At 62.4% G+C, this 25,083-nt stretch carries 16 protein-coding genes; 6 read left to right on the forward strand and 10 right to left on the reverse strand.

Annotated features, from left to right (window positions below; translation table 11 throughout):
- Positions 1 to 53 precede the first annotated feature (53 nt).
- From ACFPN2_RS29300 to ACFPN2_RS29325, 6 genes are all read right to left on the reverse strand, one after another.
- Complete coding sequence (locus ACFPN2_RS29300; protein WP_380603317.1) at positions 54 to 7,283, reverse strand: two-partner secretion domain-containing protein; 7,230 nt, start codon at positions 7,281 to 7,283, stop codon at positions 54 to 56.
- Positions 7,284 to 7,331: 48 nt separating this feature from the next.
- A complete protein-coding gene (locus tag ACFPN2_RS29305) occupies positions 7,332 to 9,104 on the reverse strand; it encodes a ShlB/FhaC/HecB family hemolysin secretion/activation protein (protein WP_380603319.1) in 1,773 nt (590 codons plus the stop codon).
- A 231-nt stretch (positions 9,105 to 9,335) separates the two neighbouring features.
- Complete coding sequence (locus ACFPN2_RS29310; RefSeq protein WP_380603321.1) at positions 9,336 to 11,435, reverse strand: TonB-dependent siderophore receptor; 2,100 nt, start codon at positions 11,433 to 11,435, stop codon at positions 9,336 to 9,338.
- Between the two features lie 85 nt (positions 11,436 to 11,520).
- Positions 11,521 to 11,976, reverse strand: coding sequence for a tRNA adenosine(34) deaminase TadA (tadA, locus tag ACFPN2_RS29315; protein WP_380603323.1), 456 nt, complete (start codon positions 11,974 to 11,976; stop codon positions 11,521 to 11,523).
- Positions 11,966 to 12,583 (reverse strand): carbonic anhydrase, encoded by a 618-nt coding sequence (locus tag ACFPN2_RS29320; protein WP_380603325.1) that lies wholly within the window; start codon positions 12,581 to 12,583, stop codon positions 11,966 to 11,968. The genes tadA and ACFPN2_RS29320 overlap by 11 nt, the downstream gene beginning before the upstream one ends.
- 85 nt (positions 12,584 to 12,668) lie before the next feature.
- Positions 12,669 to 13,292: a TetR/AcrR family transcriptional regulator gene (locus ACFPN2_RS29325; protein WP_380603327.1), complete on the reverse strand. Its 624-nt coding sequence runs from the start codon at positions 13,290 to 13,292 to the stop codon at positions 12,669 to 12,671.
- A 117-nt stretch (positions 13,293 to 13,409) separates the two neighbouring features.
- Here ACFPN2_RS29325 and ACFPN2_RS29330 point away from each other — a divergent pair, with 117 nt between their 5' ends.
- The 3 genes from ACFPN2_RS29330 to ACFPN2_RS29340 are packed head-to-tail and all read left to right on the forward strand — an operon-like array spanning position 13,410 to position 19,178.
- Positions 13,410 to 14,603 (forward strand): efflux RND transporter periplasmic adaptor subunit, encoded by a 1,194-nt coding sequence (locus ACFPN2_RS29330; RefSeq protein WP_380603329.1) that lies wholly within the window; start codon positions 13,410 to 13,412, stop codon positions 14,601 to 14,603.
- Between the two features lie 2 nt (positions 14,604 to 14,605).
- Entirely contained in the window at positions 14,606 to 17,761 is a 3,156-nt protein-coding gene (locus ACFPN2_RS29335) for an efflux RND transporter permease subunit (RefSeq protein ID WP_380603331.1), read from the forward strand.
- Positions 17,754 to 19,178 (forward strand): efflux transporter outer membrane subunit, encoded by a 1,425-nt coding sequence (locus ACFPN2_RS29340; protein ID WP_380603333.1) that lies wholly within the window; start codon positions 17,754 to 17,756, stop codon positions 19,176 to 19,178. The genes ACFPN2_RS29335 and ACFPN2_RS29340 overlap by 8 nt, the downstream gene beginning before the upstream one ends.
- 78 nt (positions 19,179 to 19,256) lie before the next feature.
- Here ACFPN2_RS29340 and ACFPN2_RS29345 read toward each other — a convergent pair whose 3' ends face one another.
- Positions 19,257 to 19,859 (reverse strand): tetratricopeptide repeat protein, encoded by a 603-nt coding sequence (locus tag ACFPN2_RS29345; protein WP_380603335.1) that lies wholly within the window; start codon positions 19,857 to 19,859, stop codon positions 19,257 to 19,259.
- A gap of 39 nt (positions 19,860 to 19,898) precedes the next feature.
- Complete coding sequence (locus ACFPN2_RS29350) at positions 19,899 to 20,138, reverse strand: hypothetical protein (RefSeq protein WP_380603337.1); 240 nt, start codon at positions 20,136 to 20,138, stop codon at positions 19,899 to 19,901.
- Between the two features lie 158 nt (positions 20,139 to 20,296).
- Between ACFPN2_RS29350 and ACFPN2_RS29355 the strand changes: the two genes are divergently transcribed.
- Positions 20,297 to 21,430, forward strand: a complete 1,134-nt coding sequence (locus ACFPN2_RS29355; protein ID WP_380603339.1) for a zinc-binding dehydrogenase — start codon at positions 20,297 to 20,299, stop codon at positions 21,428 to 21,430.
- A 7-nt stretch (positions 21,431 to 21,437) separates the two neighbouring features.
- Positions 21,438 to 22,595: an enoyl-CoA hydratase/isomerase family protein gene (locus ACFPN2_RS29360; RefSeq protein WP_380603341.1), complete on the forward strand. Its 1,158-nt coding sequence runs from the start codon at positions 21,438 to 21,440 to the stop codon at positions 22,593 to 22,595.
- Between the two features lie 5 nt (positions 22,596 to 22,600).
- Here ACFPN2_RS29360 and ACFPN2_RS29365 read toward each other — a convergent pair whose 3' ends face one another.
- Entirely contained in the window at positions 22,601 to 23,311 is a 711-nt protein-coding gene (locus ACFPN2_RS29365; protein ID WP_380603343.1) for a glutathione S-transferase N-terminal domain-containing protein, read from the reverse strand.
- 87 nt (positions 23,312 to 23,398) lie between these two features.
- Positions 23,399 to 24,076 carry an HAD-IA family hydrolase gene (locus tag ACFPN2_RS29370; protein ID WP_380603345.1) on the reverse strand — a complete coding sequence of 226 codons (678 nt, stop codon included), beginning with the start codon at positions 24,074 to 24,076 and terminating at the stop codon, positions 23,399 to 23,401.
- A gap of 156 nt (positions 24,077 to 24,232) precedes the next feature.
- Here ACFPN2_RS29370 and ACFPN2_RS29375 point away from each other — a divergent pair, with 156 nt between their 5' ends.
- Positions 24,233 to 25,069, forward strand: a complete 837-nt coding sequence (locus ACFPN2_RS29375; RefSeq protein ID WP_380603347.1) for a 5'-3' exonuclease — start codon at positions 24,233 to 24,235, stop codon at positions 25,067 to 25,069.
- Positions 25,070 to 25,083: the final 14 nt, after the last annotated feature.

Below are 25,083 nucleotides of genomic sequence, written 5' to 3' on the forward strand. Positions count from 1 at the left end.
TATGCCGGCTCCACCCGGAGCTGGCTTCTCCGCCAGCTCCCACCGACCCGGCATCAGCAGCCCTGCTGGTCGCGCAGCTCCAGCGGCAGGCACATCGCAGGCGACATCGTCTGGAACAGCTGCGCTTCCTGATCGAGCGACTCGAAGTCGAAGCCCACGGTCGTGACAACCCGGCTTGCCTGGCCCTGCAACGTCCGCAACTGCGTCTCCGCATCCGTCGTGAGAGTCGTGAGACCTTGGAACTGTCCGAAGCCGGCGTGTGCCGCCAGCGTATTCGGTGAGGCAAAGGTGCCGAGAGCGCTCAGCACGCCCTGCTCGGTTTGCAGCGGCGATTGGTCGCTACCGTGGGCAGCGAGGGCCTGCGGCACGAAGATGCTAAGGTTGTCACCTGCCGCCAGCTGCAGGCGCAAAGGCTGCTCGTGAGAGCCGATGCGGCCACCCGCGACATCTGTCGTTCCGGCGCGCAACTCGGCCATGTTCGCAACGACGGTCGCACCCGATGCGGCGACAATGTCGCGACCGGCCGCGAGTAGCAGACGATTGCCGGAGCGTACCTCGCGCAGATGCAGATCGCCGGCCTGCGTCAACAGCTCAATATTGCCACTCGCCAGAGCGCGGACGCTCTGCAGCCCGTTGCGTTGATCGATGAAGATTCCGCCGGTGCTCGCGGTTGCATCCAACGTCGCCACATCAGCATCGAGACGCAGTGAGCTGTCCAGCGTCGTGCCTGTCAGCGTCGAGGGAGCACCGATCGAACGAGCAGTGAGCGTGAGCCCCGCGCCGGTAATCAACGTCGTGTCGTTGCCGTCGTCGTCAATGGCACCGCTCGACGCTGTCAGCGCAACGTCGTTGGCGGCTTCCACCGTAATGACGTCGATGTCGCCCGTCGCGCTGTTCACGTCGACATTGCGAGCGCTGACGCTCGTCAGCGTAACGCCATCCTGCTCCGTGACGAACATATCGCCGGTGCGAGCGAACGCGGTCAGCGAGTTCACTTGCGTGGTCAAGCGCGCGTTGGCCGCGCCGAGGGATGCTCCGATCAGTGCCAGCGAGTTGCCGCTGATCCGATGGTTCGGCGCGCCCGTGATCGCGCCCGGCGCCTCGTCAGTACCGGCGATCAACGTGACGTTGCCGGCGCCTGCATCGACGATTCCGTTCAGCGTGATCGAGCTGCCCGCCCCGCCAGCTGCCAATGCGATGTCGTTGCCACTGGCTTGGTAGACGTTGATCGAGCCATCCTGCGTGCGGACATCGAGCGGACCGGCGGCGTGCGCGGTGAGATTCAGCGCGTCCGCTTCGGTAATGAAAATACCGCCGGTGGCGGTGGCATTGAGTGAGATGACATTCGTTGCGAGACGCGCGCTGCTCGTGCCGATTGCCGATGCGGCGGCGGTGAGTGTGGTGCCTCGCACTTCGCCTGCAGTGCCGGCAACGATAGCGCCGCTTGCGTACAGGCCGACCTCACCGGCGGTGGCGTCGACGAGTCCGTTCAGCACGATGTCGCTGTTGGTGCCGCCAGCCGAGAGCTGCACGGCAGTGCCGGTTGCAGAGGCGACAGTCAGATCGCCGCTTTGAGTTTCCACAGAGACTGCGCCGCCCGTCGCGTTGGCCGTCAAGTGCAGCGAGTCGCTCTCACGAATGGCGATGTCACCATTGCTCGCGGAGACCGTGAGCGAATTGACTTGCGTGTTCAGCGCCCAGGCAGCACCGATCGACATTCCCGTGACGTTTGCATTGTTGGCGACGATGCGTGTCGTGCTGCTGTTGTCATCGTTTACTCCGCCGGTCGCCATCACCGTAAGTTCGCCGTTGCCCACGTCGATAGCGCCGAGCTGCAAGCTGCCGATCTCGTTCACGAACAGATTTCGGTCGTTGTTCAATGAGGCGTGCAGCAACCCGACATCCGTGTTCAACGTCGTCGCGCCGCCGAGCGAGCCGGAGCGGAAATCGACGACCTCTCCTATGAACGACAGCTCACGAGGCTGCGCATCGGCGTCGACGATATCGACTGCACCGCGAACCAGCAGGAACGTCGCCGCCTGATCGGTAAGATTCAGGACCGACGGCAGCGTCAGCACGCCGCCCGAGCGCAGCCCGACGCTGGCGCGGTTGGCAATGCCAATGCCGATCGATCCGGCGGCGAGGCCGCTCAGGTTCAGATCCGACGCGGACTGCAACACAATCTCGCCGGTCACGCCGACGCCACTGCCCAACGTGATGGCGCCCGCCGACAACGGCAACACCGGGGTGCTGAAGCTCAGATTGATCTGGCCGTCATCGTTTGCGACATGCACGTTCAGCGAGCTCAGCGCGCTCACTTCGAGCGACGATCCAACATCAGCGTCGGCGACGGCGCCGAAGTCCGTCACCGTGCCTGCGTACGTAGCGGCGTTCAGGAAGATGCTGTTGCCGACGATCGCCGTAGCGTCATCGTCGTCATCGGCGATGCCACCGCTCAGTGCATCGAGCGTGACGTCGCTCAGCACAGCGACCTGGCCGACGGTGAGATCGCCGCCGACGCTCACGTAGGCACTGCCGTTGGTGACGCTGACAGTTTCCAGAGTGAGATCGTCTTGCTCCGTAAGATACAGGCCGTCGGCGGCACTGACGCGCAGGTTCGCGACATCGGTGTCGATCTCTGCATTGGGAGCATTGAGACCGACATAGTGCTGGGCAGTGAGATTGGCCGAATCCGCAGCGATGCGCGTGGTGTCGTTCAAATCGTCGAAGATCGAACCGGTCGTCGCCGTGAGCCGCACTTCACCGCCCGCACTCACCGACCCGACAACGATGGAGTTCTGGGCTGTCACGATCACATTGCTGTTTGCGCCGCTCGCGCGCACGTCTTGCAGCACGAGGTCGTTGCTGAGGTTATCGATGTGGATGTCGCCGGAGTCGCTGACGACGTTCACCGAGCCGCCGCCCGTCAGCAAGCTCAGTCCGTCGCGCTCATGGAGGAAGATGGATCCGGATGTGTCTGCTTCCACCGAGTCGACGTCGATGTCGATGGCGCCGACGCCTGCCGTTCCTACAGCCGTGCACGGCGACTGGCAGGACAGGATCAGCGTGGGTGCAGCGACCCACGTGGCGTCGTCACCGTCGTCCAACAGGTTGCCCTGGCTTTGCAGCCGAATGTAGTTGCCTGCAGCGAGGCTGCCGAGCGTGAATGAGCCGGTGCCGAAGGCGTAGATGTCGTTGGCCGCCGAGAGATTAGCCAGTGTCGTGTTGCCGTTCGCGTCGACATAGATGCTGTCGCCCGCGGTGGCGTGCAGTTCCGGAGTGTCGATGCGGACCGCTCCCGAGCCGGAATTGGCACCGATCGAATCGCCGGCCTGCAGCCACAAGCGGCTCGCACGCAGCGGATTGGGATTGGTCCGAATGATCGAGCCCTGCGTCGCGGCGATAGAGAGATCGTCGCCGGTGGCGTACACGGTGCCCAGGCTGATGTCGCCGCCGAGGCTGGCGATCTCCACGTCGCTGCCGGTGTTGGCAGTCGAATCGAGCGTCAGCGTGAAGCCATCGATCTCGCCGAGATAGATGTTGCCGCTGCCGGTCAGTGTTGCGTTGGCGACGTCGGTATCGATCTGCCCGGTGACGCCCGCGGCGCCGATGTTGCCGCTCGCCTGCAGCGACGCTTGGTTGCCGGTGATGCGAGTCGTGTTGTTGCCATCGTCGAGAATGGAACCGTTACTCGCCACGAGCGTGACCGTACGGCTTGCCGTGACTGTGCCAGCGACGATGCTGCCGGCAGTAGAGGTAATCTGAACGTCTCTCGTGGGCGCGCCGGCCACGACACTGGTCAGCGTGATGTCGTTCGCCTCGGTGATGTACACATCGCCGTTGGTCGATGTGGCCGAGAGCGAGCCGACCGTGGTTGCGACAGTCGCACCGGGGCCAATACCGATCGTGCCGCCCGCACTCAGATTGAGCGTGTTCGCTGTGATTCTCGTGCCGGCATTGCCGTCATCGACGATCGAGCCGTTCGTGGCCACGAGGCTGAGGCCGTTGCTCGCGAAGATGTCGCCGGCGGTGAGATTGCCGTTGGCGCTCGTGATGATCGCCTCGGTGCCGTTGATGTCGATCTCGGTCAACGACAGATTGTCGATGTCGCCGAGATAGGCATTGCCGCCGCTCGTCCGTAGCAACTCCAATGAGTTCACGCCGGTGTCGATCTGACCGCTTGCTGTCGCAGTGCCGACTGAAATTGCAGCTAGCGTCAGAGTGTCGGATGCGATGCGCGTGCCGTTGTTGTCATCGTCGAAAATCGAACCGCCGAGCGCGATGAGCGTCACATCGCTATTGGCAGCCACGCTGCCGACGACGAGGTCGCCCGTGTCGGTGGCCAGGAAAATCTCACCGTTGACGGCAGAAAGGCTGCTCAGCGTCGCGCCGTCGCTCTCAGTGATGTAGATGCTTGCCGAGGACGAGGTCGCGCTCAGCGATCCCACCGTCGTATCGATCCGGTCATAGGCGCCGCTACCGACGTTGCCTGTGGCGCTCAAGGAAGCCGTGCCGGCGACGATTCGAGTCGCCTGATTAGCGTCGTCGAGGATGGCGCCAGCGAGAGCCGTGAGCGCGACCGAGGACTGCGAGAAGATCGGAGCGGAGCTCACCACGCTCACCGATCCCACCGTGATGTCGCCAGTCGTACTCACGACGCTAATGGCCGGATTGAAGCCTGCAGCGCTGATATTGGTGAGCGTCAGGCCGTCGGATTCCTTGATGACGATGTTGCCGAAGGCGGCGCCCGAGGTGGTCGCGCTGAGCGAATTGACTCGGGTGTCGATCGCGTCCGTGGCGTTCAAGTTGCCACCGATCTCGGTGCTCGAGCTCAAGGTCAGATGATCGGCCGTGATCAACGTGGCGTCGTTGTCGTCATCGAGGATGGAGACGGTCGATTGCACATTCACGTCGTCGGCGGCAGTCAGCGTGCCGAGAATGGTGAAGCCGTTGGCGACGGTGGTCGTGATCTCGATATCGCTGCCGGCGCCCTGGGCGATGAGTGAGGTATAGGCGGCAGAGCGGGAGTTGTTGAGGTAGATGCCGCCGTTGGTCGTGGTGGCACTGACCGCCGTCGAGCTGAGTTGCAACGCGCGACTGGCGGTGCCGATGGATCCCGCGGCGATCAGGTTGAGATTGTTGGCGCCGACTCTCGTGGCGTCGACGTTGTCGTCCAGGATGGAGCCTGCGGCGGCTTCGAGATTGAGCTCGCCGCCGAAGCCGCCGACCGCACCGAGCCTGATATCCCCAGTGGCGCTGCGGAGGGTCAACTGGAACGGCACATCGCTGGATTCGAACAGCAAGCCGTCGCTCTCATCCACGAACGTCGCGAACGCACCGTCGACGGTCAACGAGTTCACGGTCGTGTCCAGAGCAGACGTGAAGCCGACGGCGTCGTTGCTCGTCGCAATCGACAAGGAGTCGGCGACGATGCGGGTCGTATCGTCGACGTCGTCGAGGATCTGGTAGGCAGAGACCAGGCTCACTGCGCCGGGCGTCGCAATGCTGGTCACTGTGATCTCGCGGGCCGATTGCAGCGACACAGTGCCCGACGCGTCGATCCGCGAGCCGGCGCCCATTCGGATGTTGCCCTGACTGGTCGTCGTCGCGGTCACATCAGCTGCATCGATGATGCCGTTGAGGGAGAGCGCACTCCCGAACGGGTCGAAGGCGGTGCTGGTGGCGGTCAGGTTCACCGAGCCGCCGTTCAGCGCGATGTTGCCGTTGAGCGTGATCACGGCGGCTTCGAGCGTCAGCGAGTTGCCCAACGCCAAGGCACTACCGGAGACATCGATGTTCGCGCCGGCGTTCTGTGTGATGCTGTTGGTGGCCTGCAGCAGCACCGAGCCGGAATTGAGTAGGTTCTGGATGGTCGCGTTGCCGAGCGTGGCACTAACGCCCGGATCTTCGCTGAAAAGATAGTTGCCGTCGGATGCGGGGCCTGCGCTCGCACTGGATGCGTCGATGGTGATGTTCAGCGGATCGAGCAGCAGCGTGCCGCTGGTACCGTGCGCTGCTCGCAGGTCCGCCGTGCCGGTGAATACCAGATTTTCTTTGCCTGAGACTTCGGCGAAGCCACCGGTGCCCGACGATGTCCCACCGCGCGCATCGATGTGTCCGTCGAAGCGAGTGAGCTCATCGGACCACACGATAACTCTGCCGCCGTCGCCGCTCGTGCCCGCGCTCGCATCGATGCGAGCATCGGCGCCAACGTAGGTGCGGCTCGCGTTGATGACGTCCGCGTTCTTGCCTTGGAAGTCGCCGCCGATCAGTGCCGTGCCACCGCCAGTTGCGCCTGAAACATCGACGAGCGCGTCACCGGAGAGCCCGACGCGATCGCCGAGCACTTCGACTCGGCCGCCGGTGCCCGTCTCACTCGACGCATCGAGCGTGCCGCTGGAACGAACCGTGCCGCCGTCGCCGACGATGCGAATCGTGCCGCCGACGTTCTCGATGCGATTCGCGCGCACGACGCCGGTGTTGTTGACGAGATTCGCGAACACGCCTTCGAGCGCTTGCGCGCTCAGCAGTACCTGGCCGCCGTTTGCCTGGAGGCTGCCGCCGTTCGAGACAGCATCGTTCGAGCCGCTCTCATTGGCGAGCAGATCGGCGCCGACCTGAAGTTGCAGCAGGCCGTCGCCCGCGAGATCCAGAGTCGCGGCGCGACCGGCCACGAGATTCACTGTGCCGTAGTTGGCGACGATGCTGCCGTTGTTCGCGACTCGTCCGCCGAGCAGCGTCACGGAGCCGCCGGCAGCCGCGTTGATCGTGCCATCATTGATGATGGCGCCGGTCACGGCGCGCGAAGTGCCGAACGTGAAGCGGCCGTCCGCATCGATGCCGGTTACGTCGAGTGAGCTTGCGACCAGCGAGCCGACGTTGAGCTGCGCAGTGGCGCCGAACAGCATGCCGTTCGGATTGACCAGCACGACACGGCCGTTCGCATCGATGCGGCCGAAGATCTGGCTCGGATTCTGATCGAGGATGCGATTGATCGCGGTGGCCGATGAGGAGGGCTGATTGAAGCGCACCTGCTCGTTCGCACCGACGTTGAAGGTGTCCCAATTGAGTTGCAGCTGCTGCGACGACTGATCGATCATCGTCGTGCCGGCGGCGGGATTGGAGATCGTGCCTTGGCCAGAGACCACGATGCCGCCAGTGGGATCGGCCAGCGCTGTGGTGATTGTGCCGAGGCCGAGCAGAGTCGCGACAGGCAGAGCGCCGCGGCAGCGCTTACGAATTAAATGCGGTAGCAGCTGGTTGGCGGCAGGACGCTTGCTCATGATCAGTCTTCTCCCGAATCTGCCCAATCCCTGATCCGTTCGCTTCGGCTAGCGGAAACTCGCGCCAAATCTCGCGTAATACTGTGGATCGCGACCGTTCCCCGGCTCTGCGTTCGACAGCGGGGTTGCGACGTCGGCGCGCAGGAAGAAATTCCCGGGCGCGCTGAACTGCACGCCGATGCCGACGCCGGACAACTCGACGCTTTCTTGCAGCGAACCGATCCTGGGTTCGTTGAATTCGCCGTACGCGTAGTCGGCGAACAAAGAGAGCTGCAGCACTTGGCCCCAAGAGTAGCCATCGAATGCCGGCCGGTTCGCAAAGCCCGGTGCATTGAGCGCCAGTTCGAGTGTCGCAACGCCGCCTTTCTCCGCCAACTCCTCGGAGACCGAATAGGCGCGCACGCTGTCCGGGCCGCCGAGAGAAAACTGTTCGAGCGACACCAGTGGATCGCTGGAGTATTGGCCATCCATTCGGAACATCAGTGACGCGTTCTGGGTCACGCGCTGCAGTCGCTGCACGCGCAATGAGAGTTTGTCGAACTCCCCGGACGCACCGAAGCGACTCGCGCTGCCAGCGGTATTGGCTCGATAGTCGTCGAGCGAGTCGAGTAGATCCTTGAAGCCGCGGGTATACGAGAACGCGATGCTGTTCGAGCCGCGGAAGCGCGTGTCGATGCGATTCCACTGCGCATCCAGGCGTACCGTCGTCAGCTTATCCTCATACAGCACCGCCGGAGGTGCCCTGAACTCGGAGCTCTTCACGTTGAAGGCGAGACCGACACTCGCCGAGCCGAGTCGCGTGCGTGGGAAGTCGTGTCGATAGCCGATCTCGTCGACACGCGTTTCGCCTTCGGTGTCGGTCGAGGTCACGCTGGCGGCATCGGCGCCAACGTTGTACGCGTTCGTGAGATGCATGAAGCGCAGCGAGTCGCGCGGGCTGAAAAGCGGAATTTCGTAGTCGAGGCCGCCGTACAGGCCGTGGGTGTTGCCGGTGTCATCGGGATCGATCGCGTACAAACCGATCAGCTGCAGACGATCGGCGCGACCGAGGGGATCGTTGACGGTGAAGATGAGCTGACCGCGATATTCGCCGGCAAACTGCGAGCCGTAGTTGTCGAGCGCGGCATCCAGAACGAATCGATCCTCGGATTGCACGCGCACCGTGAGCTGGCTCGAACCGGATTCCCGGCCAGCCCCTAGTACGCCGAATGCCGTGACACCAGGATAGTTGCGCAGCGTGAGCAGTGCTGCTTCGAGCGAGTCTCGTTCGACGGGCGCACCGATCAGAGCGGCGAAAGGCCTTTCGAGCGTTCGGGTCGAATACTGCGAGTTGCCTTCGACGACGATATCGCTCAGCTGTCCCTCGAGGACCTGGATCGTCACTGTGCCGTCGACAACGTCCTGTCGCGGCAACCACGCCTGCGTGAGAATGTAGCCGTGTTCACGATAGAGCGTGGCAACGCTGTTCGCAATCTCCTGCAACTGGCCGATGGAGAATCCGGTGACGGGCTGCCCGGCAAGAGCCGCATCCAGCGCAGCCTGCGCATCGCCCACTCGTAGATCGCGCTCCAGGTGATCGGCGGCGCCGGTCAGCCGAAACACCTTGACGACGATGCGAGGAGCATCGTCGGCGCTTGCCGGCCGCTCGTGTACTTTGGGAATCTCGAGCAGCTCTCCTTTATTCTCTGGCGCAGGTACAGCCGGTTCGACTCGTGGCAGCGAGCCGCCGGGCGTGGCCGCCGGTGGAATCGCCTGTGCCAACGCAGTCGCGGGCGCAGCCGCCAGCACGCCTGAAAGCAGGATGGAGTGACGTCGCATCATGGTCGAAACTACCTCCCACACGAGCGGTCGCCCGTCCATGCAGCGCTTCTTCTTCGGGAGCAAACATAATTCGAGGACAATAGTTCGCCGGCGCGACGCTCCGTTGCCGGGCGACAGGTCAACTCTGTCAGCGAAGTTATGACGGTAGTTTCGTCCAACGCCCGAACGGACGTTGTTAACCAGTGCACATATCTGTGTGCTGGCGGGGTTGCCCCGCCAGCACACAGATCGTCAGAACCTGTAACCCAACCCCACCTCGTAACTGCGAGGCGCGCCGTAGTACCCGACCTGATACAAGCTGGTGATGTATTTCTCATCCGAGAGGTTGTACACGTTGGCGCGAACGTGCAGCTTCGGCGTCACCTCCCAACGAGCAAACGCATTCAACGTCGCGTAGCTGTCCTGGCGAACGACGAAGGTGGTGTACTCGTCCCGCTTGGAAGTCTCGCTTTGCCACCGGCCGCTGATACCGAATGACAGCGCCGTGAAGCTCGGCACCCGCGCGCTCAACGCGACGTTCGCGGTATGACGCGGCACCCACTCGTAGATATCCTGGCCGTCCGCGCCTTCGAGCTTCAGCGTCGTGTAGCCGAGCACCAGATCGACGTTCTGGCCGAGTCGGCCGACGACTTCCAGCTCGATGCCCTTCGAGTCCACATCGACGCCTTCGTAGTAGTACTGGCCGGCGTCGTTGAGGCCGACGTACGTCGATAAGTTTTCCTGCTCCGCCTTGAACAACGCGACAGTGGTCAACAGTCGCCGATCGAGCCATTCGGCCTTCACGCCGACTTCGTAGTTGAGGCCCTTCGATGGGTCGAGATACTGACCGTTGATGTCGGTTTGATCCTGCGGCTGATAAATATCGGAGTAGCTGCCGTAGAGCATCACTCGATCGAGCAGCTGATACGTGAGGCCGGCGTATGGGCTCGTCTCGCGCTCGGTCTGATCGAACGACACACCAGTCTGATCGCCGTCGCGATGATATTCAGCGTAGTTGAAGCCGACGATGGCGCGCAGCTTGTCCGTCACACTGAGACGCGTGGCGCCGAAAGCGCGCTTGAGGGTTTGATTGGTCGTTCCGTAGTACGAAAGCGGCAACCACGCAGGCTCGGCAATAGAGTTGGCCGCATAAGGAAACGGCGGCGTCGGATCCCAGACTGGATCGTCGGCATCGACCTCTCGATTGTGTTGCTTGTGGTCGCCGTCACCATAGCTGACGCCCACCATCGCCTCATGTTCGCGACCGAACAACTCGAACGTGCCGTTCAACGAAGCTTCCAGCAGATTGACCTGGTCGTCGGTGAACCAGTAACCCGGCCAGCCCGTCAGACCCAGGCCAGTATCGCGATCGATGCCGGCGTTCGGTGATGCGTAGAACAGCTTGCTGGTGTCTTCGTACTTCAGATAGTTATACGTCAGCTTGAAATCCCACGCTTCGGCGAGCTTGAACGTGTACTCGGCGAACGCAGTGGTGTTGCGCGTATCCCAGAAGGTCCAGTCGACCGCGGTCGAAGCGCTGCGAGCGAATTCGGCTTGCGTGCCATCGGTGTACGACAGCACCAGTGCGCCCCACATGCTTTGATCGGTGTTCGCTTCCTGATAGGAATATCCGAGCGTCAGCGTGGAGCGCTCGCCCAGCTGACCGTCGATGACACCGTAAACAAACGTGCGATCGTTACTGAGACCGCGAACCCACGAGTCCTGCTCTTCGCTCGCGAACGCGATACGACCCGCCCACTTCCCATCGGCCGTGAACGGCGTCGAATAATCCGCTTCGAGGCGGCGCTGATCGAACGAGCCGCCGCTACCTTCGATGCTGCCCTGAGTGACGTTGGTCGGACGCTTGCGAACATAGTTGATGGTGCCCGCCGAATTCCCCACACCCGTGAGCAAACCATTCGCGCCGCGGATGATTTCCGCCTTCTCATAACCGAAGGAATCCATCGCGCCTTTGACGATGCCCCAATCGTTCGGCAAGCCGACGCCGTCGACCTGCGTGTTCTTGATCTCGAAGCCGCGCGCCATGTAGTTGGTGCGGTTCGTTTCCCACTCCTCGACGTTGAGGCCGGTCGCGAGGCGCAGAGCGTCGTTGATGTTATCGGCGCCGAAGTTATCCATGAGCTCGCGGGTCACCACGCTGATGGATTGCGGAGTATCGGCAATGTCCAGATCCAGGCCGGTCGCGCCTTTGCTGACACGGTCGTCGCGCTTGGCGGTGATCAGCACCGTCTCGAGCGTCTGTCCGGAAATATCTGAATGGTCCTGCGCGTAGGCGGCACCGCTCGCGGCGGCAATGGCCAGCGCCACCGCGTGTTTCAGCGAGATGTTCATGTCACTCTCCCAGCGAATAGCTATTTGTTAGCTGGCTGGGCTCGAGTGAGCCGCTTGCTGGCTGCGAAGATGAGAGTCTATCGCATTAGCGGCGCGCGACGAAGAATGCTCTGAGCAGGGCCGAACATTCCTCTGCCCGAACTCCGGATTCACATTCCAACCGATGATTCAGGGCGGAATGCTGAGTGATATTGAAGATCGACCCCGACGCGCCGGCGCGCGGATCGGTGGCCGCATAAACCAAACGTTTCACGCGTGCATGAACCATCGCGCCCGCGCACATGGCACAGGGCTCGAGCGTGACGTACAGCGTCGTATCCAAGAGCCGATAGGCCGAAAGATTTTGTGCCGCCGAGCGCATGGCGACGATTTCGGCATGCGCGGTCGGATCGTTGGTGCTGATGGGTCGGTTCCAACCTTCGCCGACGATGACGCCGTCTTTGACGATCACCGCGCCGACCGGCACTTCGCCGGCACGTTCAGCTTCACGGGCGAGCTCGATGGCCCGCGCCATGAAGACGGCATCGACGTCAGACGCCATCGAAAAATTCGACGACGCCGGTCTCGAGGGAATATTCCGCACCGACCACCATCAAGCCTTCGTTGCGAATCAAATTTTCCAGCAGCGCCGAGCCATGACGCAGATGATCGACCGAGGCTCGCACATTCGAGCGCACGGCATGACCGACCAGCGTGTGCAGATCGTTCTTGAGCTCGGTGCGCATCAGCCCTTCGACCGACGGACGCACGCGGTCGACGATGGACCGCAGATTGATGGACTGGTTTTCCTTGGGCCGTTGCAGCTCTTCGATGGTCGCGAGCACGGCGCCACAGCGCGAATGACCGAGCACCACCACCAGACGAGTATTGAAGCGCGAGGCCGCGAATTCGACGCTGCCGACCTGCGAGGGCGCCACGACATTGCCGGCGACCCGAATTACGAACAAATCGCCGAGGCCCTGATCGAACACGATCTCCGCAGGCACACGCGCATCCGAGCAGCCGAGGATGATGGCGAACGGCGATTGTTCCTGCGTCAGCTCCACGCCGCGTGCGAGGTGCAGATGCATTTCACCGCTGCCGATGCTGGCAACGAAACGACGGTTACCGTCGCGCAGGCGCTGCAGGGATTCTTGAGCCGGGATCATTCGTCGACACCCTCCGGACCGGTCGCGGACCGGCTTCAATACTGTGTTGGGGTCGGCGATTGTAGCGCCTGCCGGCCGCAGATTCTTAGCTCAATCCGCGCTCGGTCATGCGGGGAAACAGCTTCTGGAGCACGTCGCGATAAATGCCTTCCAGCAGCGCCGGCGAGCCAATTTGCTCGGTAACGCCACGAAACGCGCTACCCTCCGACAGCACGGTGACGAACTCGACGCGCGCAGCGGCCTCTGCCTCGGTAAGTTCGGGATAATTGCCTCGGACCAGCTCTACCGCCTGCCCTCGAAGGCGCCGGTCGGCTGCGCGCACGATGTCGGCGACCGCCGGATTGCGGGTCGCTTCGGCCGTGATTTCCAGCAGCAGGACGCGCTCGCTCCGTTCTTCCTCGGAGGCATCGACATGACGACGATTGGCAAAGCGGGCCGCGAAATCGATTTGTTGCTCGCGATCAACCATCCATTCCAGACGACGGGCGACAATGCGCTCGACGATGGCGTGCACGATGGCTTCCTTGCTGGGGAAGTAGCGATAGATCTGGCCCACGCTCATGTGAGCTTCGGCGGCGATCTGCCCCATGCTGGCGGCGTGGAAGCCGTGCCGAACCACGCAGGCACGCGCCGCCGAGACGATTTGGTCGCGTCGGAGCTGGTCACGTAACTCCTTGACCGGTCGTTTCTTTTCCGCTGCCACAGACATGTTCACATTGTTTTCACAATTGGCCCCTGGGCCTTTACGTTCGGGCTCGGCATAATGGATATGAGAATGAACGTTCACACTCAAGATCGACCGCAGATTAGTCCAAGGCGTTTTAGCGTGTCCAGTCCGACGACTCCCTCCGTCCCCAAGCTCCGCACCGGCCTCGCAATTTTGGTTGCCGTCCTGACATTGACCGGTTGTGCCCAGGAACAGGCCGGCGGCCCGAAGCGCCCGCCCACCGAGGTCGGCTTCATTACCGTTCAGCCTCAACCGCTGGTGCTGCAGTCGGAGCTCGCCGGTCGCACCACGCCCTATCTGGTGTCGGATGTGAGACCGCAAGTCTCGGGCATCGTCAAATTTCGTCGCTTCGAGGAAGGCTCGCGGGTCAAGGCCGGCGAGGTGTTGTATGAAATCGACCCGGCCCCTTATGAAGCCGCGGCCGCCGAAGCGAAGGCCGGACTCGCCAATGCCAAGGCGTCGGTCGATGCGACTCGTCTGAAAGCCGAGCGCTACGGCGAGCTGCTGGCCATCGAAGGCGTTTCGCAGCAGGAAGCCGACGATGCGCAGATGTCCTATCAGCAGGCGCTCGCCTCCGTCGCGCAGATGCAGGCGTCGCTGGCGAGTGCCCAGATCAATCTCGATTACACCAAGGTGCGTGCGCCGATCTCCGGCCGCATCGGCAAGTCGACCGTGACCCCGGGCGCGCTCGTGACGGCCAATCAGGAAACGGCGCTCGCCACGATCCGCACGCTCGATCCCATCTACGTGGACATGACCCAATCGAGCGCCGAGCTGTTGAAGCTGCGCCGGTTGATTGGCGAGGCCGGCATGAAGTCCGGTCAGGCCAAGGTGCGCCTGCGACTCGAAGACGGCTCGCAATACAAACAAGCGGGCACGATCAAGTTCCAGGAAGTGGCGGTCGATGAGTCCACCGGCTCGGTGACGTTGCGTGCCGAATTCCCGAATCCCGACGGCGTGCTGCTGCCGGGAATGTATGTTCGCGCCGTGCTCGATCAGGCCGTCGCCAGCTCCGCGATTCTCGCGCCTCAACAAGGCGTGACGCGCGATGCGAAAGGGAATGCGACCGCCCTGGTGCTCACGGCGGAAAACAAAGTCGAACAACGCACGCTCGTGGCCGAACGCGCCATCGGCGATCGTTGGCTGATCAGCAACGGTCTCACCGAGGGCGACCGGTTGATTGTCGAAGGCACCAGCAAGGTTCGTGTCGGCGACACCGTGAATCCCGTGGATGTGGGCTCAGGTACCAAAGCTGCCTCCGCTGAAGCCGCCGCGCCCACGACCGGAGGCTGAGCATGCTCGCCAAATTTTTCGTCGGGCGCCCCATCTTTGCGTGGGTGATCGCCATCGTGATCATGTTGGCCGGCACGGCCGCGATCAACACGCTGCCGATCGCTCAGTACCCTGACGTCGCCCCGCCGACCGTGGCCATCAGCGCCACCTACGTGGGCGCGTCGGCGGAAACGGTCGAGAACAGCGTCACGCAGATCATCGAGCAACAGCTCACCGGTCTCGACGGTCTGTTGTATTTCTCGTCCTCGAGCAGCTCGGACGGCCACGCGAGCATTCAAGTCACCTTCGAACAAGGCACGAATCCCGACACCGCGCAGGTGCAGGTTCAGAACAAGGTGCAACAGGCGCTGCCGCGTCTGCCCTCCTCGGTGCAGCAGCAGGGCGTGACGGTCGTGAAGTCACAAAATGACTTCCTCATCATCGTGTCGGTCTCGGATCAGACCGATACCGCGACCGCGAGCGACATCGCCGACTACATGGTCAGCAACATGCAGGACCCGATCGCGCGCGTGCACGGCGTCGGCGGCGTGCAAGTCTTCGGCTCGCAATACGCGATGCGCATCTGGCTCGATCCAGCCAAGATGCTCTCGTACAGCCTGATGCCGAGCGATGTGCGCTCCGCCATCGAATCGCAGAACACGCAGGTGTCCGCCGGCAAGATCGGCGGCATGCCGTCGCTGCCCGAGCAACAGCTCAACGCGACGGTGACCGCTCAATCCAAGCTGCAAACGCCGGATCAATTTCGCGCCATCATCGTGAAGCACGATCCGAGCGGCGCGACCGTGCGGCTCGGCGACATCGCACGCGTCGAGCTCGGCAGCGAAAGTTACGACGCCGTGCCTCGTGCGAATGGGCACCCTGCGTCCGGTCTCGCCGTGAAGCTCGCGCCCGGTGCGAATGCGCTTACTACTGCGGAAGGTGTCCGCAAAGTCGTCGAAGAGCTGAGAGGCTCCCTGCACCCGGGCTATGTCATCTCGTTCCCTCGCGACAGCACCGCGTTCATCAAGATCTCCATCGAGGAAGTGGTGAAGACGTTGATCGAGGCCATCGTCCTGGTGGTCATCGTGATGTGGGTGTTCCTGCAGAACTGGCGCGCGACGTTGATTCCCGCCATTGCCGTGCCGGTGGTGCTGCTCGGCACGTTCGGCGTGCTGCAAGTATTCGGTTACTCCATCAATACGCTGACGATGTTTGCGATGGTGCTGTCCATCGGTCTGTTGGTGGACGACGCCATCGTCGTCGTGGAAAACGTCGAACGCATCATGCGCGAGGAAGGTCTCGGCCCTCGCGAGGCCACACTGAAATCCATGGGCGAGATCACGCCCGCGCTGATCGGCATCGCGACCGTGCTGTCGGCCGTGTTCCTGCCGATGGCGTTCTTCAGCGGCTCGACCGGCGTCATCTATCGGCAGTTCTCGATCACGATCGTGTCTTCGATGATTCTCTCGGTCGTGGTGGCGCTGATTCTCACGCCGGCGTTGTGCGCGCAGATTCTGAAGCCGCATCACGGTGAGCTGGAGCATCGCGGCTTTTTCGGCTGGTTCAATCGCACGTTCGATCGCTCCGTGGCTCGTTACGAGCACGGCGTTCTCAAGGTCATCAAGCGTCCGCTGCAAGGCATGCTGGCGTTCGGCGCCATCGTGGCTGTGATGGCGCTGCTGTTGCTGAGATTGCCGACCGGCTTCTTGCCCACCGAGGACCAGGGTCAGGTCATGGTGCAGTTCACCTTGCCGGCCGGCGCGTCGGTGACGCGCACGCTCGAAGTGGCCAAGGCGGTCGAGAAACATTTCCTCGAGACCGAGAAGGACAACGTCAGAACGATGTTCACGATCTCGGGCTTCAACTTCAGCGGCAGCGGTCAGAACGCCGGTATGGCGTTCGTGAACCTGAAGAATTGGAAAGAGCGCAAAGGCGTGAAGAATCGCGCCGACCAGATCGCTCAGCGCGCCACCATGGCGCTGTCCTCGATCCGGGACGCTCAGGTGTTCTCGCTCAACCCGCCCTCCATCGCGGGTCTCGGCCAGTCAGGCGGCTTCGAATTCCAGTTGCAGGCGAATGCCGGCGTCACTCGCGAACAGCTGAGACAAATGCGCGATCAGCTGTTGGGCATGACGCGCGCCGAAGCAACGCTCACCGCCGTGCGTCTCGGCAGCCTGGCGGATACGCCGCAGTTGCATGTCGACATCGATCAGGCCAAAGCCAGCTCGCTCGGCTTGTCGCTCGCCGATGTCAACACGTCGCTGAGCGCCGCATGGGCCGGCATCTATGTGAACGACTTCATCGATCGCGCTCGTGTGAAGCGCGTTTATATGCAGGCCGACGCGCCGTTCCGCTCCGCGCCCGAAGACCTGTCGCAGTGGTACGTCCGCAGCGAGACCGGCACGATGACGCCCTTCTCCTCTTTCGCCACCACCCGCTGGACTTACGGCCCCGAGAATTTGAGCCGCTACAACGGTCTCGCCGCCTATTCCATTCAAGGCGCGGCCGCGCCGGGCACCAGCTCGGGCACGGCCATGGACAAGATGGAAGAACTGGTCAGCAAGCTGCCCGCGGGCGCGGGCTTCGACTGGAGCGGCCTCTCCTATCAGGAGCGCCTGGCCGGGGGCCAGAAGACTCTGCTCTACAGCATCTCCATCCTGGTCGTATTCCTGTGTCTCGCGGCGTTGTATGAAAGCTGGTCGGTGCCGTTCTCCGTGATGCTCGTGATTCCCCTCGGCGTCATCGGCGCCGTGCTCGGCGCGACGCTGCGAGGACTGGAAAACGATGTGTACTTCCAGGTGGCGCTGCTGACCACGATCGGTTTGTCCGCGAAGAATGCGATTCTCATCGTCGAGTTCGCTGAAGCGTCGTACCTGCGTGGCGCCAATTTGATCGATGCGGCCGTTGAAGCTGCGCGACTGCGTTTGCGCCCCATCATCATGACTTCGCTGGCGTTCGTCGCGGGCGTGATGCCGCTCGCCGTCTCTACCGGCGCCGGCGCCAACAGCCGTATCTCCATCGGCACCGGCGTGGTCGGCGGCACCCTGACTGCCACCGCCCTCGCCATCTTCCTGGTGCCTTTGTTCTTCGTTCTGGTCCGCAAGCTGTTCAAGGATCGCCCCGCCACCGCGCCCGCCCCGGAAGGCAACGTTCAGAGCGAAGGAGCTCAACATGCGTAACCACGCTTTCTCCTTCACTCTCGCCGCAGCCGTTACTTTGGCTTTGGCGGGTTGCACGATGGCGCCGCGTTATGAGCGCCCTCCTGCGCCCGTTGCCGATACCTGGCCGAGCGGTGCCGCTTACGATCCTGCTCAGGCGAGCGAGAAGACGGCGGCCGACCTGCCGTGGCGCGAATTCATTCGCGATGAGAAGTTGCAGAAGGTCATCGATCAAGCGCTCGCGAACAATCGCGACCTGCGCAGCGCGCTGGCCAACATTCAGGCAGCCCGGGCGCAGTATCGGATCCAGCGCTCGGATTTGTTTCCTAAGTTCAATGGCGAATTGAGCGCCACTCGGCAGAAGAGCTTGAGCTCGTTCAGCGAAGGCCGCTCTGCGACGGAGACTGAGTTCTATTCGGCCAGCGTCGGGTTGAGCGCGTTCGAGATTGATTTGTTCGGTCGCGTGCGCAGCTTGTCCAAGGCGTCGCTGGAATCGTATCTCGCGACGGAAGAAGCGGCTCGTGCGACCCGCATCAGTTTGATTGCCGAGACGGCGAGCGCGTTTCTCACTTTGGCTGCCGATAACAGTCGGTATGAACTGGCGCGGAGAACGGTTGAGAGTGCCCAACGGACCATGGAGGTCACGCGCAAACGGTTGGAAGCTGGCGTTTCTTCGAGGCTCGACGTGCGACAGGCGGAAACTGTGTATCAGCAAGCCCGCGTCGACCTCGCGAGCACCACCGCTTTGATTGCGCAGGATCGAAATGCGTTAGAGCTGCTGACGGGCGGTCGCCTCGCCGATGACCTGCTGCCTGCAGAGCTGCCTGAGAATCATCAATGGCTGGCAGACGTGCCTGCGGGCTTGTCCTCCTCCGTGCTGCTGGCACGGCCGGACGTTTTGCAGGCGGAACATCAGCTCAAGTCTGCGAATGCAAACATTGGCGCGGCGCGGGCCGCGTTCTTTCCTAGTTTGTCACTGACGGCCAGCAAGGGGCTGGCGAGCCCGGAGCTGTCGGATTTGTTTGATGACGGCGTGTCGGTGTGGTCGGTGGCACCGAATCTCGTGCTGCCGATCTTCAGAGGTGGTGAGAACGTTGCGAACTTGTCCTATGCGAAGGCGCAGCGGGACTTGTATGTGTCGCAGTACGAGCTCGCGATTCAGACTGCTTTTAAAGAAGTGGCGGATGCGCTTGCCGTTCGCGGCACGATCCAGGATCAGCTGGATGCCCAGCGTGCGCTGGTTGATGCGGCAGCCGATAGCTATGAGTTGGCTGAGGCGCGGTACACGAAGGGCGTGGATACGTTTCTCAATGCGCTCGATGCGCAACGCACGCTCTACAACGCTGAGAAGTCGCTGGTGTCGGCTCGCCTGACCGCGAGTGACAACGTTGTGACGTTGTATCGTGTGCTTGGTGGGGGGCTCGCCGGCGAGGAATAATCGCGAGGTTGAAGAGAAGAATCGTTCGCAGCGTTGTGAGCTTTTCCGGTAGATCGCGGTTCATCAACAGATGCTGTTTCAAGCAGCGGCTTCTATCAGGCGGAGCAGCTCGGCCGCGGATTCAGCACCGCTTTTCAGTGCCAGCCGGCACCATTGATCCGCCATTTCAATATCTCGCGGAGTTCCTGCGCCGCTGAACAGACAATGAGCCACCGCGTACTGCGCTTCCGGCAATCCCTGCTGCGCGGCCTCTAGCCACCATTTAAAGGCCAGCTCGGGGTCTGGCTTTGTTCCGACCCCTTGTTGATAACACCATGCCAGGGCGCTCTGTCCCCAGGCGTCATCATGTTCGGCAGCACGACGGTTCCAGTAGAAAACCTGATCCGGATCCTCCGGAACCCCGAACGCCGCGACATAGAACGACGCCAGTAGAGACTCGGCGGGCGGCCATCCTCGTTCAGCAGCACGACGACACCACATCGCCGCCTTGCCGGGACTCTGCTCACCGAATCTAGCGGTGTAGTAAGCGCGAGCGAGGTCGTACTGGAACCTTGGGATGCCCAATCCGGCAAGTAGACTTAACGTTGCTTTCGGAATCACCCAAAGGAGCATGGTGCTGATCATCTCTCCCATCGACAGCACATAGTAGTTGATTGCGCCCGCGAGCGACCGACGCTGCAAATGTATTCTTGCAGCCTCGCCGTACAGAGTGAGCCAACCTCACTTCTTCTTTGCTGCCTTCTTCTTTGCTGCCTTCTTCTTCCCCCCACTCGATTTCTTCGCCGATGCCCGCTTCCGACCCGACGATGTCTTCTTCCGCGATCCCTTCTTCGGCCACCCCTTCTCCATCTGATCGTACGATTCCTTACTCACCGTGGAGCGCGACTTCGGTCGGCTCTTCCCCGCCTTCTTGCGCCGATTGATGTTCGCCACGAGCGAATTCTTGCGTTTGCTAGCCATGCAACCTCCGAAACCGGGGCTCCGATCACGCCTCGGTAACGGCCGCATCGAAGGATTGGTTCGCCTGTCGGTACAAATCGCGCGCCCCCTGACCGCGAGTGCTTCAGCGAGGCCGCGTGGTGTACCCTGCGCGTCTACATCGACACCGCGGGCCTCCCATGAGCGATTCGAATCTGCAGCTGCGATCCCTGATCACCGCCGGCGGCGAGCTGCAACTCTCGTTGCGTCAGGCGAAAATTCCCGAGCCGGCGGCGGATGAAGTGGTGATCAAGGTATTGGCCTCGCCAATCAACCCTTCAGATCTGGGCCTGCTCCTCGGCCCGGCCGACATCTCGACTGCCAAAGCGGGAGGCACGGCGGACAGCCCGACGATCACGGCAAAAATCGCACCCGACCTGATGAAAGGCATGGCCGCCCGCATCGACCAAGCCATGACCGTGGGCAACGAAGGGGCCGGCACTGTCGTCAAAGCCGGCGCGGATGCGCAGAAGCTCGTGGGAAAAACCGTGGCCGCGCTCGGCGGGGGTATGTACGCGCAATACCGCCTCGTGAAGGCCGCCGCCTGCCTCGTGCTTCCGGAAGGAACGACAGCGGCCGAAGGCGCCTCCTGCTTCATCAATCCGCTCACCGCCCTCAGCATGGTCGAGACCATGCGACGTGAGAATCACACCGCCCTCGTGCACACCGCCGCCGCCTCGAACCTCGGGCAGATGCTCAACAAGATCTGCCAGAAAGACGGCGTCCCGCTCGTGAACATCGTGCGCAACGCCGAGCAGGCGGAAACACTTCGCAAGATCGGGGCGAAATACATTTGTGACAGCACGTCCGCCAACTTCATGGCCGAGCTCACTGACGCCGTCGCCGAAACCGGCGCCACGCTGGCGTTCGATGCCATCAGCGGCGGCAAGCTCGCCAATCAAATTCTCATTGCGATGGAAGCCGCCATCAATCGCAAGCAGACGACGTACAACCGCTATGGCTCGCCCGTACACAAGCAGGTGTACACCTATGGCGTCCTCGACACGCGCCCCATCGAGATCGATCGCACCAACGTCGGCATGGCGTGGGGCGTGGGCGGTTGGTTGTTGACCTACTTTCTGGAGAAGATCGGTCCGCAGGCCACGCAAAAACTGCGTGAGCGTATCGTGGCCGAATTGAAGACCACGTTCGCGAGCCACTACACCGCGGAGATCTCATTGATCGAGGCTCTGCAACCCGAAGTGATCAAGGCATACAACCGGCGGGCGACCGGTGAGAAGTACCTGATCAATCCGAACAAAGGTTTCCGATAGATCCAAGATGAATTCCGGTTCCAGCCCCTCGGCGCAGGCCGACAGCGCCTGCGTGCGCTTCGAAGAAATTCCCACGCAACACGGACTCCGCCTGGGCATCGCAAAGCTCAACGCCGAGAAATCGTTGAACGCGTTGTCGCTCCCCATGATCCGGGCGCTCTATCCTCAGCTGCGACGCTGGGCGAACGATCCCGAGATTGCGTGCGTCGTTCTGCATGGCGCCGGCGAGAAAGCGTTCTGCGCAGGCGGTGACATTCGCAGCTTGTATCACGCGCTCAAGGAACAGCCGGGCGCCCTGCCGCATCCCATGGCGCTGGAGTTTTTCGCCGAAGAATATCGACTCGATTATTCGATCCATCGCTACCCGAAGCCCATCCTCGTCTGGGGCAGCGGCATCGTGCTCGGTGGTGGGTTGGGATTGATGGCGGGCGCGAGTCATCGCGTCGTCACCGAGACCTCGCGCATTGCCATGCCCGAAGTCACGATCGGATTATTCCCCGATGTCGGCGCGAGCTGGTTTCTACGTCGCATGCCGATCCGCCTCGGGCTGTTCATGGCGCTCACCGGAGTGCAGATCAACGGGCGCGATGCCGTGGTCGGTGGGCTCGCGGATTACTTTCTACGAGCAAGCGATCGAGAGGCGTTGTTCGCCCGCCTGCCGAGTGCGAAGTGGACGGCCGACGCAAAGGAAAATCGCGACGTCCTGTCCGCCCTGCTCCGGGAGTTTGCGAGTCAAGCCACAGGCGTCATGCCGGCATCCAATTTCAAAGCGTACGAGCAAGAGATCCAGTCGTTCGGTCGCGGCGACTCGGCGGAAGAAATGATATCTCGCATTGCTCGTTACGATGGGAACGAGGAATGGTTGTTACGTGCGGCCAAGACATTGGCCGCCGGCTCGCCAACATCGGCGATACTCGGCTTCGAACTGCAACGCCGTGCGCAGCACCTCGACCTCGCCGACACCCTGCGCATGGAGCTCATCGTCGCACTCCAATGCTGCTCGCGTCCGGACCTCACTGAAGGCGTGCGGGCACTCTTGATCGATAAAGATCACAAGCCGCAGTGGCGACCGCGCACGCTGGCCGAAGTCACGCCGGAATGGATCGACGGGCACTTCGCAGCGCCCGCCTGGCCCGGATCGAACCATCCGCTCGCCGATTTGTAACGACGTTATTTCTTCGGCGTCGGTGGAATGTTCAGGCCCGCTTCCACCGCGGGCCGCGACAGGAACGAATGCAGCACCCGCTGCACGTTGAGAAAGTTCTTGAAGCCCACCAGCTCGCCGGCTTCGTAGTAGCCGACGAGATTGCGCACCCACGGGAAGATGGCGATGTCGGCGATGGTGTATTGATCGCCCATCATCCAGCCCTTGCCTTCCAGGTGCTTGTCGAGCACGCCGAGCAGCCGCTTGGACTCGTTGAGGTAACGATCGCGCGGCCGCTTGTCTTCGATTTCCTTGCCGGCGAATTTATGGAAGAAGCCGACCTGGCCGAACATCGGGCCGATGCCGCCCATCTGAAACATCAGCCATTGAAGGGTTTGATAGCGCAGGATCGGATCCTGCGGGATGAGCTTGCCGGTCTTGTCGGCCAGATAGATCAGGATGGCGCCCGACTCGAACAACGCCAGCGGCTTGCCGCCCGGGCCGTTCGGATCGAGGATGGCCGGAATCTTGTTGTTCGGGTTGAGCGACAGGAATTCTGGCGAGAGTTGATCGTTGGTGTCGAAACTGACCCGATGCACCTCGTACGGCAGACCGATTTCTTCCAGCGCGATCGACACCTTCACGCCATTCGGCGTGGGCAACGAATACAGCTGCAGCCGGTCCGGGTGCCGCGGCGGCCATTTCTTGGTGATGGGGAACGCTGAAAAATCTGCCATGACGGTGTCCTCGGTAGTGCCGCCATTGTCGCACTATCGATGCGCTCAGCGACTACGCGATCGCGGAATAAGTGTCATGTCAGAGTTTCAGCGAGAAGCGGAACCGAGCTGTAACCGACCGTCCGGACGGACGGTGGCGTGTAGTCCGCTGTAATCCACGTAGGTCGGATGCGGGGTCTGCATGGGATGCTGATGAGTGGCCGTAATGACCACCACCGGCGCGCCCGCGGCCTCACCGGCCCGAATGCCCGCCGCCGCGTCTTCAAACACCAGACAGTCGTCGGCGGTCCATCCGAGTTGTCGCGCGGCGAGCTGATAGCAGGCCGGATCGGGCTTGCCCTTGGGAATATCTTCGGCGGTGATGAGGACGGACGGCGGCGACAATCCGGCCGCAGCCAGGCGCCGATCGGCCAGCGCCCGCGGCGCCGATGTGACAATCGCCCAGCGATCCTTCGGCAGCGTGGATACGAACGCTTGCGCGCCGGGAATCGCGCGTACGCCTTCGACATCCTCGATCTCAGCAAGCATGATCTTGTGAGCTTCGACGACGGGATCGATGCCGGGAATATTCAGCTGGCGGACCGAGTCCACCGCGCGTTGGCCGTGAATGCCGTGCAGAAACGTGCGTGCGTCGATGCCGAACTGAGCTGCCCAGCGAGTCCAGACTCGTTCCGCGGCCTCGATGGAGCTGAGCAGCGTGCCATCCATGTCGAACAGAATTGCCGCGAACGAGCGGCCGTCGAACAGAGCATCGGATTGAGTCATTCCAGCGCGAATCTCCAAAATCACACGCTAAAGTAACACACCGCCCCGGCCCGACGCTCAGGCTTGCCCGGTCGCGGGCACGCCGCCCATTGCCACGTTCGACGCCATCGGGCGCGCGTGTCAGACTGCCGGCTTCCCGATTCCGCGGACGAGCGCATGATCATCCACCTGGTCGACGGCACCTACGAGCTGTTTCGTCATTTCTACGGCCTGCGCCGCTTCAACAAGGGCAACGACAAGCCGCTCGGCGCAGCCAACGGCGTACTGCATACGGTGCTGGAGCTGATCGAACAAGGCGCGACTCACGTCGGCGTCGCGACCGATCACGTCATCGAATCGTTTCGTAATCAGCTGTGGGCGGGCTACAAGACCGGCGACGGCATCGAGCCCGCGCTGTGGGCACAGTTTCATCCGCTCGAGCGGGCCCTCGTTGCGATGGGTGTCGCAACCTGGCCGATGGTGGAACTGGAAGCGGATGACGCATTGGCCTCGGCCGCGCACCTTGCATCGCTCGATCCTCGCGTCGAGAAGATTTGTATCTGGACGCCCGATAAAGATCTCGCCCAATGCGTGCAAGGGGATCGCATCGTGCAGATGGATCGCAAGAGCAAGGCGATGCGCAATGCCCAGGACGTGCAGGAGAAGTTCGGCGTGCCACCCGCGTTGATTCCAGATTTTCTGGCACTGGTCGGCGACACCGCCGACGGTTATCCCGGGCTCGAAGGCATCGGCAAAGTGGGCGCGGGACGTCTCGTGACCAAATACGGACCGATCGAGAAATTCCCCGCCGACGTGTTGAGTGGCGAGCGACTGGAAATGGCGCTGCTGTTCAAGAAACTTGCGACGCTGCGTACGGACGCACCGCTATTCGACAACGTCGATGCGCTCCAATGGCGCGGCCCGCAGGACGAGTTCACTGCCTACGCCGAGCAATCGGGCGATGCGCGCCTGCTCGAGCGCTGCCGGAAAGCGGCAGCGAAGGTTGCCGCGTAGCTATCATTGCCGCG

The sequence above is a fragment of the Steroidobacter flavus genome (assembly GCF_042651805.1).
GTDB lineage: Bacteria > Pseudomonadota > Gammaproteobacteria > Steroidobacterales > Steroidobacteraceae > Steroidobacter > Steroidobacter flavus.